Below are 15,522 nucleotides of genomic sequence, written 5' to 3'. Positions count from 1 at the left end.
AAGTTTGCATTAAAGCCCGCAATTGCCAACTTATTTTTTCACAATTCCCCAAACAAAGCTGACAAGCTTGTTACTTTTAAGCTTTTCCTCTCTGCGGATTCTGTTCCGGTACTGATTTTCGTACTCGGTCATTTTCCCATGGAGGGGCTTTCTTCTGGCATTTTCGTAATCAGCGTCCATAATCACAAATAGCCACTCTCTAAACTTTTGTATTGTATGCTCCCTTAATTCATCATCAACAAGAGGCTTTTCTCTAAGCATATTCAGATAGAGTTCATCATTTTCATCATATTCTTTAACCTTAGAGATTGCTTCCTCTATGGTCAGCCCTGTGCAATCAATAAAAGCTTCTTTATTGAACTGACTTCCAACCTCCGCATCTCCCCAATAAATTGGGACATTTCCTGCAGAAAAAGCCTGCATAAGCTTCTCCGTGCAATACCCGGGATAGCTGGAGTTCTCAAATGCTATACTGAATTTATAATTGCTTAAAAAAGCTCTTTTATCCTTTACACCGTCAGGCTCGCCTATATTATTGTAAGCGCGCCCTCCGGATGCTACGCTTTTATACTCAGATAGTGCTTTAAAGAAATCAATTCGATTCGGCGCCGCAAAAAGATCGTTTGAAACTACCATTCCACAAAACTTTCTCTTCTCGGGTCGTTCACCTGCAAGAATCATCCTGTCCGAAGATAGAAGATCATAATCCTCTTTATAAAGCTCCCACAGATAAATCGGTAGTCTGAAAAACCTGTCCTCAACAGTCATGTTCTCAAAGCCGATTGCGTAATCACATAAATTAAAGTTCGGAAAAAGATTTTCTCCGGTAAAGAATATCCTTATACAGTCAAAATCCAAATATTTAGTTCCAAATGCGGAATAAAATAGGTAACCTATCCTATCTTTATCTTCATCATTGTAGGCATCTGCTATTTCTACCTCATATTTTTCTTTTAACACATTAGATATCAGATTATTCTTTACATCAAAACCATCGAATACATCTGAAAAAGCAATAACTATCTTCTTCATTAAAACACTCATCCTTGAAACTATATAATTTTCATTATACTCGCACAATGTAACATTTCTTATCACAAAGTGCCATTCTGTACTCCAGTCTTACGTCATATTCCTCATAAAACATCTGGTTCTCATACTTGTAAGAAAATCACTTGCTACTTCCTTCTTTTGTTCGTTATTAGTAATTCTCAGCCTTAAGCTGGAAGTAATCCCTTGGATGATTGCACACCGGGCATACCTCAGGGGCTTCTTTTCCAATCACAATATGGCCACAGTTGCTGCACTGCCAGATGCATTCTCCATCACGAGAAAAGACTAACTTATCCTCAACATTCTTAAGAAGCTTTCTGTATCTTTCCTCATGTTCTTTCTCAATGGCAGCAACACTTTCAAAAAGCTCGGCAATTTCGTCAAAACCTTCTTCCTTTGCTTTTTTGGCAAATGAAGGATACATTTCTTTCCACTCATACCCCTCGCCATCTGCAGCTTCTTTCAGGCAATCCACAGTACTTCCAATTCCCTGTAGTATCTTATACCAGATTTCCGCATGCTCTTTCTCATTAGCTGCCGTTTCAGCAAATATATTGGAAATCTGAACATAGCCCTCTTTCTTTGCCTTAGAAGCAAAAAATGTGTATTTATTCCTCGCCTCTGATTCTCCAGCAAAAGCAGCCATGAGATTCTTTTCTGTCTCTGTTCCCTTTAAGTCTTCAGCCCTGCATCTCCACTTGTTCTCTGCCATAATAAACCTCCTGTCATTCAGTGCATTGTCTTGTTCAAATCAATTTCAATTAATCATGTATCAAGTAACTGGATTGAATATGTGTCAGACATTACGCCACCACTTACAACTGTCAGCTTTCATTTTATCACGTTGGCGTGTCTTATTTCCATATAAACAAGCATATAAAACTTCCATTTAATATTTTTTGCAAAAAAGAGAAATCTTACATCTATTGCTAAGATTTCCCTTTTTTTAATTCTTAATATGTCTCTTATGCTTCTGCCTTGAAATCATCTTTGCCAACTCCGCAAAGCGGGCAAACAAAATCATCAGGAAGCTCATCCCATTTTGTTCCAGGAGCGATTCCGTTATCCGGATCGCCTGCTGCCTCATCATAAATATAACCGCAAGTATTACATACGTACTTCATAGCTTTACCTCCATCTGTATTCGGGTAGTGTCAGATACATGCCCTTTTTAATTATTTGGTCTTCAGTTTAGATAGTTTGAATTAGTCTTTATTAACTTCAACTTATCCTACAATCTTGTCATATTTTTCAGAAACAATCTTCCAGTCCAGAACTTCCCAGAAAGCTTTTACATAATCAGCTCTTAGGTTCTTATACTTAAGATAATAAGCATGCTCCCAAACATCCAAAGCAAGGATTGGTGTCCTGCCTGTTCCTTCACTTATTGGATTGTCCTGGTTAGGTGAAGCTGTAACAAAAAGATTTCCTTCTTTATCAACCGACAAGAATGACCAGCCAGATCCAAACTGTCCGATCGCAGCCTTTGAAAGCTGCTCAATAAGCGCATCAACGCTTCCAAATGTCTTTTCCACTGCCTCAGCCAGTTTTCCAGTAGGAGCCTTTGCAGGATTTGGTGAAAATGATTCAAAGTAGAGATTGTGATTATAATAGCCGCCGCCCTGGTTTCTTAATCCTTTTTTCAATGCTTCATCAGTAATTGAATCAAGGCCTGCCAATATTTCTTCCGGTGTCTTATCCGCAACGCCTGCTTTTTCAGCTAATTCATTGAACATTTTAGTGTAAGCAGCATGATGCTTACCATAATGTGTTTCAATTGTGAGCTGATCAATGTGCGGCTCAAGACCATTAACGTCATAGCCAAGTTTTACCTGCTCAAACATGTTATCAAATCTCCTTTCTGAACATCTGGAATATACGTCATTATAATGTCATATATCCGCAATAACGTGTAGTTAATAATATTTTATTCCATCTATCAATAAAATAAAAGAGGGCGCAATTCTTAAATATTTATACATAAAAAACTGCTAAGAACCTGTATTATTCTTAGCAGTCGTAATTATTTCATTGAACTTAGTGATCTACAGCCTCAGGAAGTCTTCTCTTAATCTCTTCTACGGACATCCACTCTGTATTATTTCCTGAGCTATAATAGAATCCTTCAGGAACCTTTTTCCCACCCTCTGCAGGCACGATTTCATGAGCAAAAGAAACTTGCGGATAAACAATGAAGTGCTTGTCATACTCATAAGTAAATGGGGCATCTTCCTTTGTTACCATTATTTCGTCAAGCTTCTCACCAGGTCTGATTCCAACTTCTCTTGTTGCAATTCCGGGATACATAGCCTCTGCAAGATCCTTGACATTAAATGAAGGAATCTTACTAATAAATGTCTCTCCACCTTTAGCCTCTGCAAGTGCCTTCAGAACAAGCTCAACACCTTCGGGAAGGCTGATCCAGAAACGATTCATGCGATAATCTGTTATAGGAAGTTCTTTTTCTCCCTTTTCAACTATAGACTTAAATAAAGGAATGATTGAACCTCTGCTGCCTGCCACATTTCCATATCGAACAATTGAGAAATTAATGTCCTTTGTTCCGGAATAAGCATTTGCAGCGATAAACAACTTATCAGAAACCATCTTGGTTGCTCCGTAAAGATTTACAGGATCAACTGCTTTATCAGTAGAAAGTGCTACAACTCTCTTAACGCCAGTCTTTAACGCTGCATTGATGACATTCTGCGCGCCGTTAATGTTTGTCTTTATAGCTTCATCAGGGTTATATTCGCAAGCCGGAACCTGCTTAAGAGCTGCCGCATGAACTATATAATCAACATTTTCACATGCTCTTTCAAGTCTTGCCTCATCTCTTACATCGCCGATGAAAAAGCGCATCTGCTTCGCATGATCTCTGTATATTTTCTCATTTGACATTGTGAACTGTTTAAATTCATCTCTTGAATAAATGATTATTTTTTTAGGGTTATAATTTTTGAGAATATACTCTGTAAAACAGTGGCCAAAAGAACCTGTACCGCCTGTTACCAAAATCGTCTTGTTATCTATTACCGAACTATTCATTTCTTACTCCTTGCTAAATAATTATTATAACGTTAATCTTAATTTCTTTATCCTACTCCCATGTATTGGCAATTCGCTTCAGCCTAATTCTATGATCAAAAGTAACTGATTACTTTTTATACCAGTTTACTACCTTCTTCACAGCAGTTATAACATCTTCCACATCCTTGTCTGACATAAGCGGATAAAGAGGAATGCTCATTATTCCTTCATATATCTTCTCGGCTACCGGACACAGTCCTCTATGATAGCCCTTTTTTTCATAAAAAGGAAAATAATACACCGGTACATAATGTACCTGACACTGAACATTTTCAGCTGCCATTGCATCAAAGAATTCTTTTCTATTGCAGCTTAATTTATCAAGATTAAGCTGAATTATGTACAAATGTCTGGTTGTATCAGATTCCGGAATCTCTTTTTGCACAATTATCTCAGGAATATCATTAAATGCCTGATTGTATTTATTTACAATTTCTTTCCTTCTAGTCGAAAACTTATCAAGTTTTGAAAGCTGACTTATTAAAAGAGCTGCCTGAACATCAGTAAGTCTGTAATTGTATCCAAGTGTCTGCATTTCATAATACCAGCTTCCCTGACCCTCTCCAAAGTAAAACTCCGAAGGTTCCCTTACAATTCCATGCTGGGATGCCAGATGAAGCTTTTTATAAAGCTCAGGATCATTAGTAGTGATCGCGCCGCCCTCACCCGATGTAACAGTCTTAACAGGATGAAAACTAAAGCATGTCATATCCCCGATTGAACCCTCAGGTCTGCCATTGTACCTAGTCCCTATTGCATGAGCAGCATCAATAATAAGAATAAGTCCATGTTTATCACATATTTCTCTTATTCTGTCATGTTCAACAGCCTGACCTGTATAATCAACAGCAACAACTGCCTTGGTCTTTTCTGTAATATGAGCCTCTATGCTGTCAGGATCTATATTATAAGTATCCGGATTAACATCAGCAAAAACAGGCTTTGCTCCAACATACACAGCACAATTGGCAGAAGCTGCAAAAGTTAGTGGAGTAGTTATTACTTCATCTCCCTCGCCGATTCCGGCTGCAATACACGCACAATGTAATGCTGCTGTACCATTGCTGACACTTACTGCATATTTAGCTCCGGTAACTTCACATATTCTTTTCTCCAAAAGAGTAACAGTAGGACCACATGTAAGATAGTCCCCTTTTAAAACATCTGTCACAGCTTTGACATCATCATCATCTATCCACTGGCGACCATAGAAAATCTTATTTTCTCTGACCGGAGTACCTCCATGAATCGCAAGTTTTTCTTTTTCCATTGCTTAAACCTCTCACTAGACCAATAATGGTGCATTCTGCAGAGTATTCCCCCTAAAATGCATGTGTATTATATCACAAAATGTACAAAAAAACATTTTATCATCAAAACTCGTCACCTTTTAGTTATCTTTTTGCCAAATAGCAGAAAAAGAGGAGTCTTTGCATAACGCTCCATAAATATGAAGCCACGAAAAACTCCTCTTTTTGTACCTTTAATTATTTCGGTATCTTTCCATCAAAGATCAAAATTGCCGGTGATGTCATTATTAACTACATAATAAGCCTTGCTTTCCTCTGGCTTAACATAGATATCAAGGTTCTTAATATCCTTTTTACCATATGCATTTTTAGCCATAGAAATAAGCTGCTCTTCGTTAATAGCCTTGTCACCGAACTGAAGCTCGATCTTAGCGTTAACTTTTGCTGTAGCCATCTTATTCCTCCCTCTCAAAAAAATATTTGGATATATTATAACTCTTTTTTGCAAAAAGTGTGAATGTTTATTTCAAAATGGGCAAAATTAATGAGTTTTGGGACTTCTCATTAAATTGTCAGTCATTTATAATGTAGTTAGAACAAAACAAAAACAGTTTCGCTCTCGAAGTACCCGACACAACTTGAGTTCATCCGTGAGAGCTCCAGGAGGTGGCCTGTATGATTACAAAGAAAGATAGTGTTCACCCAAAAAAACGTGTCAAGGTGCCTGATCTGCCGGTTATCCGGGTTGGCGAGTTTAAGCCCAGCCTTCAAACACTTAGTAGTATTGATTGTGGCGTTGATTTATCCGGATACGCATATGCAGGACTCAAAAATTGGAAATAACAACTAAATAAAAAACTTTTTCTCCCCTAATTAAATCACAGTCGTCTTGGAATCCTATATTCCAGGACGACTTTTGTGTAGAACACTTGGCTAGGTATTCATTTCTTAAAACTTAAGATCAGGCACGCTGCAGCCATTATCACCAATAATATTGAAAAGACCATAAGCCACTTGCTAAACTCTTTATTTTCAGAAAGGTTCTCCTGGTCTCCATCTTCCGCAGTTCCTATTTCTTCTGTCTCTACAGTTATCACAGTCTTCTTAGTGGCAGCATCCTTTTTTAATCTGGAAACAGTAAAAAGAATAACTCCTGCTATAAAGATAACAGCTGAATATATCAATAGCAGTTTGTTCATATAACCTCCATACAATGCGGTTTATCGTGATATAATTATCCATAAGATCATAGCTAATTATTATTTATATGTTTTATTACCTTGATTATATCACGAAAAAACGTACCTATGCCAGTTTCATTAATATCAAGTCAACCAGAAGGTCTTTTATATGTTTATCAAATTTTCTCTTATTGATTTCAGAAAAAAATACAGATTCAATCTGCTTCAATTGCTCCAGTTCGAAAACACTGCAGATGTCAAAAATCAAAAGTGCAGAACTACGATAATCCTTCTATCCGGATTCATACTCTATTGTGTGATTGCAACTTTTCTCACATCTAAAACCTATATGCACGGCAAAGTCACCAACATAAGCATTGCCCTGTTTTTTGCCTGCTTATGTTTTCTTATCCAAAAGACAAAACGGCACACCTATCTTTGTATCCTTGGTTCCTTTGGCACCTGCGCAATTTTATTCTTCCACTTCATCATGGAGGTTGACTGGACCATTGGAATGGACGCCTACTGGCTCTTTATTCTGATTCTTCCGTTTATCACCAATTATTTAGGTGGTGTTATTTACGGCTCAATAAGCGCTCTGAATGGTCTATTCTTAAGTCTTTTATTATTTGATACGCCTTTCATACACTATCTGCAGCCCTACGGTCAGAATATGATTGACTGGTTTCCTATCATTTATGTGGTTGTGATGTTTGCTGCAGCGATCATGGAATATGAACTGACATCCTACCAGATCGATAAAAAAATAGCCGATGAAAAGCTTGCTCTTTACCAGCAGGAACGCACAAAACGCCTTTCCGAACAGCTTGCAATTTATGAAAGTAATGAGATGACCATAAGAAAATATAAACATGACATTCGGCATTTTAACAGAGTTCTTGCCGGATTCATTCAGAACAAAGAATACGCAAAAGCATCAGAATATCTACACGAATTTGATTCAATGCTTGAGCAGGTGACTGTAGTTTCTTTTTGTGAGAACAGGATTGTAAATGAACTGCTGACCATATATGCTTCGAGATGTCAGAAACTTGGCTTTAAGCTCCGCGCCAAAGCAAATATTCCGGAACAGATTCCTATAGAAGCGCCTGAACTGACCAGTATTGTTGCAAACGCTTTGGAGAATGCTCTGGAATCACAGTTGAAAGTTGAAACAGATAAAAGATTCATTCAGATGGATATTAGTTATGATGGAAAAAAACTTAAGATGCTCACAAAGAACACTTGCATGGATGAGCCTGATTTTAATGAAGCAGGTCTGCCTGTAAGTACCAAAGAAATCCAAAGTGGCATAGGCACGCAACAGATAAAGGATATTGCCAAAAAATATAATGGGGTTGCAAGTTTTTCAAGTGAAAACAATATCTTTACAGTGAAAGCTGTAATGACCTGCATGTAAGTGAATCATTTTCTCACGAAATGCGCAGCAAAGTGCGCATTTCTGTCTGAACAACAACGTCTGTAAACCCATATAGTTATTCATAAGTTTTCAAATGTTCTTCAACCTTTTCCCTTATGATATTCTCAACCATAGTTGCAATTTCTCTGGTCTTCATACCTTTAATCTCTTCATAAGGAATTGGTTTCAAATAATAAACATACGTAGTAACCGGACCAACATGGTCACTATTATAAACTTTATAGGAGTCCACAAGAGCAACCGGTACAATCGGAACTTTTGACATCTGTGCAAGTTTAAAACTGCCCGGCTTAAAAGCTTCAATTACATTTTGATTATTCTCTTTATATCCACCCTCAGGGAAAAGAATATACTTTCTCCCCTGCTTTAATTCTTCCGCCATTTCCTGGAAAACTCGAACAGTCTGCCTTGGATTATCCATCTCAAGTCTCTTACCCTGAACCAGTTCCAAAAATTCATTCACAAGAATTATATGTGACCTCTTTTCATCCATAACAAACGAAAGAGGCTTTTCATGTGTTGCCATGATTCCCGGAACATCATATTTTCCCTGGTGATTTGGATATAACATATATCCGCCTTCTTTGGGAAGATTTTCTAGTCCGTATGCAATTGTCTTATATCCGGCAGACTTATTCATTTTGTCTACCATTTCCCTGGCAATATTGTAGCGTTCTTCCTCCGGGTGTTTGTCAATGTCCTTCATCCATATTCTTGCCTTAATAACATAATAAATAATCCTGTGCAAGTTGATCAAAATGGTCCTGTAGTAATTATTCATTAATCCTCGCTCTATAGCCTGAATCAACATTTTTTCACTTTGTCAGACTTCTTTTTAGTTTTTAGATTTTTTCAATCAGAGATTTAAAGCCATATTCCTCAAAAAGAGCATGTGCCTTATCTTTATCGATGTTTATTTTAAAATCATCAAGACTATATGTAAACTCGTAATCTTTTCTTATCTGCGCCAGGTCTTTTGACAAAAAGGCCATATCACGGTATTCGCAGAGTGCCTTCATGGGACTTCTTGAAATTCCAAGGTCTTCTTTCCAATGCGCTCCAAGTGCCTTGATCTGCTTGTTATCATTGTTGCAGGCATCTATAGCTTCATATATCTTTTCAACTGTCCCATACTCAGCTAAAAGAGGAATCGCTGCGCTGCTAACACCCTTAACTCCCGGGATATTATCGCTTGAATCTCCCTGAATTCCCTTAAGGTCAGGAATCTGCTCCGGTTTTACTCCATATTCTTTAAGGCAAAGAAGTGGTGTCACCTCAAATGCCTTATCAGGAATAGCAACAAGCTTATTATTCCAGCCAAACTCTGCTCCATATTTGGTCTGAAGTTCATCAGCAGTTTCCTGCTTGGTCTGGATGAGCCATACTCTGGTGTGATCACTTACAAGCTGTAGATAATCATGGTCCTTTGTAATTATAAAAGAAGGGATTTCTTTTTCAAAACGGGCTGCAACGCTGCCTACGATATCATCGGCCTCATATTTGTTGTCGTAAAAGACCTTGAAACCAATGTCTTCAAGGAGTTTCTCCATATTTTCGAACTGCTCTTTTAGTGGCTGTGGTGTATCACCGCGGTTGCCCTTGTAGTCTGGGTATTTCTCTCTTCGAAAGGTATCTCTGGTGGCATCGAATGCAAACATCATGTGTGTAGGCTTCTGTTCGGCAATTATCTTAAGGATGGTCCTCATCATGCCATACATTGCATTGGTGTACTGCCCTTTAGAATTATGCAGAATTTGCGAATATAGTTTTTCCTTTTTCTCAGGATCTTTTTCAAATAATAATGCCTTTGGAAGATTTCCATAATAATTGGTTACCAGCATGGAACTTCCATCTATTAAGACAAATTTCTCGTTTGACATCTCATTTCCTCTATTTGTAGTACTTCTCTTTTATTATACAGTATAATTGTGCAATTTCCTATGACAATCGAGCAAGCTCGATTACGCACACGAACATTCCGCACTTCGTGCTCCATGTTCTTACGACCGGCAAATGAATCTGTATGCAAGCATACATTCGCTTGCCGGTCTTGTGCTACAAAAAAACAGATGCATTGGCAAGATGCATCTGTCTTAGGTAGGAGATTTCTTATGACTATAGTATGTCACAGATATAACGCCTTGGCATTGGCGTTTTTGGATGTTAGTTTTTGCTAACAAGATGATATTAGCATATGCTAACTTGATATGCAACCTTTTTTCATAATTTTTTTAGAAAAAAATTATTTACTGATTTTAGGTCTATATAACAATGGACACAATATGTAACTAATCATCAAGTTAAAACTCTATAATTACATGCCATTCATCTATAAGTCGTTCCAGACTCCATGCAGCATTTGCCGGACTCGTCGAAGGAAGACACACTGCTTTTCTGTTAATTTTTTTCTCAATATTCTTCTGATTTTTACCAAAATTGTACCACTTTCGTGTGCTAAAGGATACCGATAAATGCTGAATATTATACGCGTTTTTAGGATAAAATTTTCACCAGTTTTCATAGTCTCAGAATTTCATCTTTACGACTCATGGTAAAATGTGAGCGCATACAGAATTGCCAAAATAGCAATGCCATCCTTTGTCTGGTTGTTTCTGAGAAGCTCTTTTACCTGTTCAATTGGCATCCAGACTTTCTCTGCTACTTCATCAGTATCTTTGATACATCCTTCTGAATCCACCTTAGCTCCGAAAACATGCATCACCTGATCCGACATACCATTTGACGGATTTTGAGAGCACAAGAACTTAAGGTCTTTTACTGTGCATCCGGTTTCTTCCATAACCTCTCTTCTTGCAGCGTCTTCAATAGACTCTCCATCTTCTACTCCGCCCGCAGGAATTTCCCACTCCAAATGTTCCACAGTATACCGCATTTCTCTGATCATCAATATCTCATCTTTATCATTAAATACAACTATTGAAACGCCCTCATGATTATGATGAATCTGATGATATTTCTCAATGATATACCCGCTTGGAAGCTTGACTTTGTCTGTATATAACGTAAATATCCCGCATTCATATACTTTGTTTCTATCAAGCCTCTCCGGAAAGAGCTTATTATCCATTTTTAGAATTCCGTCCTTTTAAAATAATCTCTTATCATTCCTGCAACCTCTACAACTTGGTCTACTGCATCTTGGCCAAAATTGTCTCTTGCATAATTTGAAATATCCCTCAAATACTTGATTCCTACTCCAAACTTTTCTTCCATCCAGTCATATGCAGGAAAAATCCAGATGTGAAAATGCTTGGATCGTTCCTCTTGAACAAGCGTAATTTCCGAACTAATTCCAAGCTCTATGATAGCTTTCTCTGCCATAAATAAAACGTCACCTATTTCATCTCGTTCTTCCTTTGTCAATTCTGAAAATGATCGTATATGTCTTTTGCTGGTAATGACTAAAAATCCCGGAATAGGTATCTCCGGATCAGCTCCCAGAATAAGCGATTTTCCTTCATATATAATCCCGCCCGGCAACTTAAGATTACCCTGTGAAATAGCACAACCCACACATTCAAAAGGTATATTGTTACCTGTGATATCTTTCCTTATTCTATCTGAAATGCCAATCTTATCCATCCTTACCCCTCACTCTTATAACAATGATAAAATGTGCTATCCATGTCTACAGTGACAGAACCATCTTTCAAAATATTATTATCAAAATAATCTTCTATTACTCTCTTGTTGTCTTCAAGGTATTTCCTGCACTCAGGATACTTTCGAAGCAACCTGTCAAATAGTTCTTCTGCGGTATCAAATGTCAGTGGACATGGAAGCAGAACCTTTTCCACTTTACCAAAATTTTCTGATAGGAGTTTTTCAAAATCAGCATCCATATCCTTTCGCTCTGCTCTCTTCTTTAAAGCAAAAGAAACATCCAGACCAATATCTTTTATTGTCTTTTCCCAAAAATCATACTCTTTTTTTGCCTCTCCATAGTGATTCACAGAGAATATGCCAGCCGGAGTAAGCACATTCGCTACATTCCGGATAAAAGAGACCTCATCATTCAGATAAGACAAAAGATAATGTGCGATAATCTTGGAATACTTCTTCTGTGCTATTCTTTCCCAGGTTTCCTCCTTCTCAAGGTTGCTAAAAATCACTTGTATGTCAGAACCTTCCGGCAAAGTGCTTCGTGTTTCTTTAAGATAATCATAAAGGTCATCAGCCCAATTTCCATGAATATCGTAGCCTTCAACCTGAAGTTTCTTGGGAATACGTTCCCAGTTCTTTCTCCATAAAAGGCCATAACTGCATCCCAAATCCAGAACAGTGTCATTCTCCTCAAACGAAAGCGAGTCAAATATCTTTTCATACCACTCAATTCCGTCCGCAGCATGTTCAGAGGCATACCATCGGCGCTCATCCGCTCCCTGGCTCATTTCCATCTTTTTAATGATATCCGCAATATCATCCCAATCAAGGTTTTCATCAAGCCTTGCAAGGGAAGCCTCGATACATTTTGCAGACTTCTGCAGCTCGTATATCTTCTTGTTCATCATTTCCAGCTGATTTTCAAGGATATCTTTTATTGAAGTTAGACTATCGTTTTCAAGATTACTCTTAATCTCCTCAAGGCTAAAGCCAATGTGCTTAAGAGCTATAATCTTTTCAAGGATAATTAATGAATTCTTATCATAAAGCTTGTAATTCCCCTCAGAATAACCTGCCGGCTTAAGCAGCCCCTTTTCATCATATATACGAAGAGCTTTCTGCGATACCCCCGCCTGCTTTGCCATTTCCCCTGATGTCATTTTTTCTTCCATACTGACCTCCTTTTGTAGTATTATTGTCTAACTCAATGCTAATGGCTGCCCCAAGGGCAAGGTCAATACTTTTGATTCACTTTTTCAACTCTCTGATTGTGCTTATCTTAATATCTTTACTATAGTCACTTAACCTCTACTTGCCCACTCAAGTATGATTTTCTTATCGTATTCATTTAAGTTATCCGGTAGTTCGGTTTTCTTGAAAAATCTGTGTTCCATCACTTCTTCGGGGTCATTGATGATATCCCCTTCATATTCCCTTGTAATAAACACAATGCCAGGTCCAAAGCAGACATCTCCATTTGGGTACTGGATAATGCGGTCTTTTCCAGAATAAAGCTGAAACACTTCCAGTTTGCCTAAAGAAAGACCGGATTCTTCTACAGTTTCCCTTCTGATGGTTTCTTCAAATGTTTCTCCCATCTCCATTGAACCACCGATTATAGCCCAGCAGCCATTGTCCTGCCTCTTCTGTAACAGGATTTCTCCTTTGTCATTCTCGATTATCACTCCACAGGCACAGGTCATTATAGGAGCATGCCCTACATGCTTGCGCATTTCCTTGATATAGCCGCCTTTTTTGTACAATTCTATATAATCATCAATCTGCATTATTTTCCCTCAAAATAGCCTGTTAAACTTTTTCTACTATTCTTATGATATGTTCCACAACTGTTTCAAGCTCTTGCGCGCCATCAACCACATAATCTGAAGTTGTTCTAATATCCTTTAGCATTTGTGTATAGGCGGCTCTGGAATGTTTCAGATAAAGTTCCATCTCATACCTTATTTTATCTGCAGATGCTTCCTGCATGTCACGTAACACTCTTCGGGCTAAAGCTATATCAAGAGGCGTATCTATAAAAATAGCGCAGTCAATATAATCTTTAATCAAGCTATTCTGGTACGCAAATGGGTAGTCCAAAAATAAATACTCATATTTACCGATACCAATTACTTTTTCTATATCATCCTTCAATGGGCTTAAATTCCAAACATTGTAATCGGCTCCATTTTTAACCCACAGACCAAAATCCTCAACCTCGCCTTCAAAAGAGTACTCATCAAAGTGCAGCGCTACAGCCCTTGGAATCCTTCCAACAATTTGATTGATTGCAGATGTTTTTCCTCCTGCTGTTACCGCACCGATAGCAATGATTTTCATTAATATAGCTCCTGTCGTAATGATAAACTATGCCCCAAGGGCAAGGTCAATTATCTTCGTCAAAACACTTATCCAATGTTAAAGAAAGTACAATAGCCTCTGCTTAGTTTCCTAATTTTCTTCTTGCAATGATTCTGCTCCCGGCATGGCCAATTTGAAATCCTCTTTTAATATACATTGAATCCGTTCCACCGCAATTTCTTGCATCAAATGCTCCATCAGATGGATAGCCTTCGATATAATCAAAGCCATTTTCTTCTGCATAACCGCAGGCGTATTCCAATAATGAGTCTGCTATTCCCATTCCTCTCATATCAGGGGCAACTATATAGCATACTATAGCTAACACCTTGGAATCAGGATCTATCCCTTCCCAGCTTTCAGGATCATTTTCTCTACTGTGCCTGAAGTAGTTTTCTTTTAAATCAGCATTGCAGAATCCAACAATCTCTCCATCAGAAATTGCAACAAATCCATTAAGCTTTCCATTCTTCACCAATTCATATGCATAATTTCTTTTGCTGAAAGGTCGTTCATTTTCCGGAAGTGCATTTCTTTCTGCTTCCTTCTGCTCGGTCCAATGATGCCAAACACAATAACAACCTTTTTGCTCATTACCATCTGAAAACGCCCTATTATCAAAATAAGCTACATATTGCTCTGCCATATCAGGCGTCAATTTGTGTACACTAAACATATTCATATACGTCTATTCCTCTGCATCAAGCGATCTCTTTAATTCTTCTATTTCAGACAATCACTTCTTAGCAGTACTTAATTCCAATCGCCGTAAACTCACCCGGCAGCCTTTCATCTTCCCAGGAAGGGTGCTCATCAAACTGTTTTAATGAAAATCCATTTCTTAGAATAGAGTTTATGATTTCGCTTATCGTGTATTTTCTATAACTGCATTTGGGGATGCTTTTTCTTATTTCTTCATCGTAAAATCTGGCATGTGCCATTTCACCCTCAAATATATCAGTAGAGAAATAGCTCCCCGTGGGCTGTTCCAGCTTTAAACTATCATAGATTTTTGTAAAAGGATGAAAATCACTACAGATTATCTTTCCGCCTGGCTTAAGAATAGCATTCATCATTTTCATAAACTCATCTATATCGTGAAAATAGTGAAGTATTCCTCCCTCCATAAAAACTACATCAAAGTATTCAGCATACCTACCAAGGTCTATGTCAAGCACATCCCCAACTTCAAAAGTAATCTCAGTATTTGCAGCAGCAGCTACTTCCATAGCATACTTTTTGTTATCTTCAGAAATGTCAAAAATAGTGACATCTGCCCCAAGAAGTGCCAGCGGAATTGCTTTCTTTCCGCAAGATCCGCAGATATTTGCAATCTTTATACCTTCAAAGGAATCAAAATATACGGCATATTTTTTGAGCATTCCTATAGGATCCGCTATATCCTTCTGTGCTCTTTCCTGTGGTGTTCCGCTTGTCTTAACCCAAAAGTCATAGGCATCATACTCCCATGCTTTTTTATGCTGCTCACTATAATCCCGCATCTACAATCCTCCCATATATA

The 15,522-nt window shown here is 38.0% G+C and carries 19 protein-coding genes; 2 read left to right on the top strand and 17 right to left on the bottom strand.

What is annotated here, in order from left to right; genetic code table 11:
* Positions 1-30 precede the first annotated feature (30 nt).
* The 7 genes from BM086_RS14860 to BM086_RS14830 form a co-directional block, all read right to left on the bottom strand.
* Positions 31-1,032, bottom strand: a complete 1,002-nt coding sequence (locus BM086_RS14860; RefSeq protein ID WP_175560303.1) for a glycosyltransferase family 10 domain-containing protein — start codon at positions 1,030-1,032, stop codon at positions 31-33.
* 169 nt (positions 1,033-1,201) lie between these two features.
* A complete protein-coding gene (rbr, locus tag BM086_RS14855) occupies positions 1,202-1,765 on the bottom strand; it encodes a rubrerythrin (protein WP_092328290.1) in 564 nt (187 codons plus the stop codon).
* Between the two features lie 253 nt (positions 1,766-2,018).
* Positions 2,019-2,177 carry a rubredoxin gene (rd, locus tag BM086_RS14850; protein WP_092328287.1) on the bottom strand — a complete coding sequence of 53 codons (159 nt, stop codon included), beginning with the start codon at positions 2,175-2,177 and terminating at the stop codon, positions 2,019-2,021.
* A 102-nt stretch (positions 2,178-2,279) separates the two neighbouring features.
* Positions 2,280-2,897 (bottom strand): superoxide dismutase, encoded by a 618-nt coding sequence (locus BM086_RS14845; protein ID WP_092328284.1) that lies wholly within the window; start codon positions 2,895-2,897, stop codon positions 2,280-2,282.
* A 193-nt stretch (positions 2,898-3,090) separates the two neighbouring features.
* Entirely contained in the window at positions 3,091-4,101 is a 1,011-nt protein-coding gene (gene pseB / locus BM086_RS14840) for a UDP-N-acetylglucosamine 4,6-dehydratase (inverting) (RefSeq protein ID WP_092328281.1), read from the bottom strand.
* Positions 4,102-4,210: 109 nt separating this feature from the next.
* A complete protein-coding gene (pseC, locus tag BM086_RS14835; protein ID WP_092328278.1) occupies positions 4,211-5,413 on the bottom strand; it encodes a UDP-4-amino-4,6-dideoxy-N-acetyl-beta-L-altrosamine transaminase in 1,203 nt (400 codons plus the stop codon).
* A gap of 236 nt (positions 5,414-5,649) precedes the next feature.
* Complete coding sequence (locus BM086_RS14830) at positions 5,650-5,847, bottom strand: DUF6465 family protein (protein WP_092328275.1); 198 nt, start codon at positions 5,845-5,847, stop codon at positions 5,650-5,652.
* Positions 5,848-6,068: 221 nt separating this feature from the next.
* On the opposite strand from BM086_RS14830, the gene BM086_RS21050 reads away from it, so the two are divergent.
* Complete coding sequence (locus BM086_RS21050; protein ID WP_175560302.1) at positions 6,069-6,236, top strand: hypothetical protein; 168 nt, start codon at positions 6,069-6,071, stop codon at positions 6,234-6,236.
* Positions 6,237-6,334: 98 nt separating this feature from the next.
* Here BM086_RS21050 and BM086_RS14825 read toward each other — a convergent pair whose 3' ends face one another.
* Entirely contained in the window at positions 6,335-6,592 is a 258-nt protein-coding gene (locus tag BM086_RS14825) for a hypothetical protein (protein ID WP_092328272.1), read from the bottom strand.
* Between the two features lie 151 nt (positions 6,593-6,743).
* On the opposite strand from BM086_RS14825, the gene BM086_RS14820 reads away from it, so the two are divergent.
* Positions 6,744-7,994, top strand: coding sequence for a sensor histidine kinase (locus tag BM086_RS14820; protein ID WP_092328269.1), 1,251 nt, complete (start codon positions 6,744-6,746; stop codon positions 7,992-7,994).
* A 76-nt stretch (positions 7,995-8,070) separates the two neighbouring features.
* Here the strand turns inward: BM086_RS14820 and BM086_RS14815 are convergent, their stop codons facing one another.
* The 9 genes from BM086_RS14815 to BM086_RS14775 all read right to left on the bottom strand — a co-directional run bounded on the left by BM086_RS14815 (position 8,071) and on the right by BM086_RS14775 (position 15,502).
* Positions 8,071-8,796 (bottom strand): lysophospholipid acyltransferase family protein, encoded by a 726-nt coding sequence (locus BM086_RS14815; RefSeq protein ID WP_092328267.1) that lies wholly within the window; start codon positions 8,794-8,796, stop codon positions 8,071-8,073.
* A 61-nt stretch (positions 8,797-8,857) separates the two neighbouring features.
* Positions 8,858-9,895: a 5'-3' exonuclease gene (locus tag BM086_RS14810; RefSeq protein ID WP_092328264.1), complete on the bottom strand. Its 1,038-nt coding sequence runs from the start codon at positions 9,893-9,895 to the stop codon at positions 8,858-8,860.
* A gap of 659 nt (positions 9,896-10,554) precedes the next feature.
* Positions 10,555-11,103, bottom strand: a complete 549-nt coding sequence (locus BM086_RS14805) for an NUDIX hydrolase (protein WP_092328261.1) — start codon at positions 11,101-11,103, stop codon at positions 10,555-10,557.
* A gap of 2 nt (positions 11,104-11,105) precedes the next feature.
* Positions 11,106-11,618, bottom strand: a complete 513-nt coding sequence (locus BM086_RS14800) for an HIT family protein (RefSeq protein ID WP_092328258.1) — start codon at positions 11,616-11,618, stop codon at positions 11,106-11,108.
* 2 nt (positions 11,619-11,620) lie between these two features.
* A complete protein-coding gene (locus BM086_RS14795; protein WP_092328255.1) occupies positions 11,621-12,811 on the bottom strand; it encodes a MerR family transcriptional regulator in 1,191 nt (396 codons plus the stop codon).
* Between the two features lie 129 nt (positions 12,812-12,940).
* Positions 12,941-13,426 carry an NUDIX hydrolase gene (locus tag BM086_RS14790; protein ID WP_092328252.1) on the bottom strand — a complete coding sequence of 162 codons (486 nt, stop codon included), beginning with the start codon at positions 13,424-13,426 and terminating at the stop codon, positions 12,941-12,943.
* Between the two features lie 22 nt (positions 13,427-13,448).
* Positions 13,449-13,979 carry a hypothetical protein gene (locus BM086_RS14785; RefSeq protein ID WP_026509775.1) on the bottom strand — a complete coding sequence of 177 codons (531 nt, stop codon included), beginning with the start codon at positions 13,977-13,979 and terminating at the stop codon, positions 13,449-13,451.
* Between the two features lie 103 nt (positions 13,980-14,082).
* Positions 14,083-14,682: a GNAT family N-acetyltransferase gene (locus BM086_RS14780; RefSeq protein ID WP_092328249.1), complete on the bottom strand. Its 600-nt coding sequence runs from the start codon at positions 14,680-14,682 to the stop codon at positions 14,083-14,085.
* A 61-nt stretch (positions 14,683-14,743) separates the two neighbouring features.
* A complete protein-coding gene (locus BM086_RS14775) occupies positions 14,744-15,502 on the bottom strand; it encodes a class I SAM-dependent methyltransferase (RefSeq protein ID WP_092328246.1) in 759 nt (252 codons plus the stop codon).
* Positions 15,503-15,522 lie beyond the last annotated feature (20 nt).

It is taken from the genome of Butyrivibrio sp. YAB3001 (assembly GCF_900112195.1).
Classification (GTDB): Bacteria; Bacillota; Clostridia; order Lachnospirales; family Lachnospiraceae; genus Butyrivibrio.
Note: the sequence above shows the minus strand (reverse complement) of the source record. Positions and strands in the feature narration are given on the sequence as shown.

Coding starts and splice junctions, on each gene's coding strand:
- BM086_RS14810 (WP_092328264.1), bottom strand. CDS start 9,895: ATGTCAAACGAGAAATTTGTCTTAATAGATGGAAGTTCCATGCTGGTA.
- rd (WP_092328287.1), bottom strand. CDS start 2,177: ATGAAGTACGTATGTAATACTTGCGGTTATATTTATGATGAGGCAGCA.
- BM086_RS14800 (WP_092328258.1), bottom strand. CDS start 11,618: ATGGATAAGATTGGCATTTCAGATAGAATAAGGAAAGATATCACAGGT.
- BM086_RS14795 (WP_092328255.1), bottom strand. CDS start 12,811: ATGGAAGAAAAAATGACATCAGGGGAAATGGCAAAGCAGGCGGGGGTA.
- BM086_RS14790 (WP_092328252.1), bottom strand. CDS start 13,426: ATGCAGATTGATGATTATATAGAATTGTACAAAAAAGGCGGCTATATC.
- BM086_RS14830 (WP_092328275.1), bottom strand. CDS start 5,847: ATGGCTACAGCAAAAGTTAACGCTAAGATCGAGCTTCAGTTCGGTGAC.
- BM086_RS14785 (WP_026509775.1), bottom strand. CDS start 13,979: ATGAAAATCATTGCTATCGGTGCGGTAACAGCAGGAGGAAAAACATCT.
- rbr (WP_092328290.1), bottom strand. CDS start 1,765: ATGGCAGAGAACAAGTGGAGATGCAGGGCTGAAGACTTAAAGGGAACA.
- BM086_RS14780 (WP_092328249.1), bottom strand. CDS start 14,682: ATGAATATGTTTAGTGTACACAAATTGACGCCTGATATGGCAGAGCAA.
- pseC (WP_092328278.1), bottom strand. CDS start 5,413: ATGGAAAAAGAAAAACTTGCGATTCATGGAGGTACTCCGGTCAGAGAA.
- BM086_RS21050 (WP_175560302.1), top strand. CDS start 6,069: ATGATTACAAAGAAAGATAGTGTTCACCCAAAAAAACGTGTCAAGGTG.
- pseB (WP_092328281.1), bottom strand. CDS start 4,101: ATGAATAGTTCGGTAATAGATAACAAGACGATTTTGGTAACAGGCGGT.
- BM086_RS14775 (WP_092328246.1), bottom strand. CDS start 15,502: ATGCGGGATTATAGTGAGCAGCATAAAAAAGCATGGGAGTATGATGCC.
- BM086_RS14820 (WP_092328269.1), top strand. CDS start 6,744: ATGTTTATCAAATTTTCTCTTATTGATTTCAGAAAAAAATACAGATTC.
- BM086_RS14815 (WP_092328267.1), bottom strand. CDS start 8,796: ATGAATAATTACTACAGGACCATTTTGATCAACTTGCACAGGATTATT.
- BM086_RS14805 (WP_092328261.1), bottom strand. CDS start 11,103: ATGGATAATAAGCTCTTTCCGGAGAGGCTTGATAGAAACAAAGTATAT.
- BM086_RS14825 (WP_092328272.1), bottom strand. CDS start 6,592: ATGAACAAACTGCTATTGATATATTCAGCTGTTATCTTTATAGCAGGA.
- BM086_RS14845 (WP_092328284.1), bottom strand. CDS start 2,897: ATGTTTGAGCAGGTAAAACTTGGCTATGACGTTAATGGTCTTGAGCCG.
- BM086_RS14860 (WP_175560303.1), bottom strand. CDS start 1,032: ATGAAGAAGATAGTTATTGCTTTTTCAGATGTATTCGATGGTTTTGAT.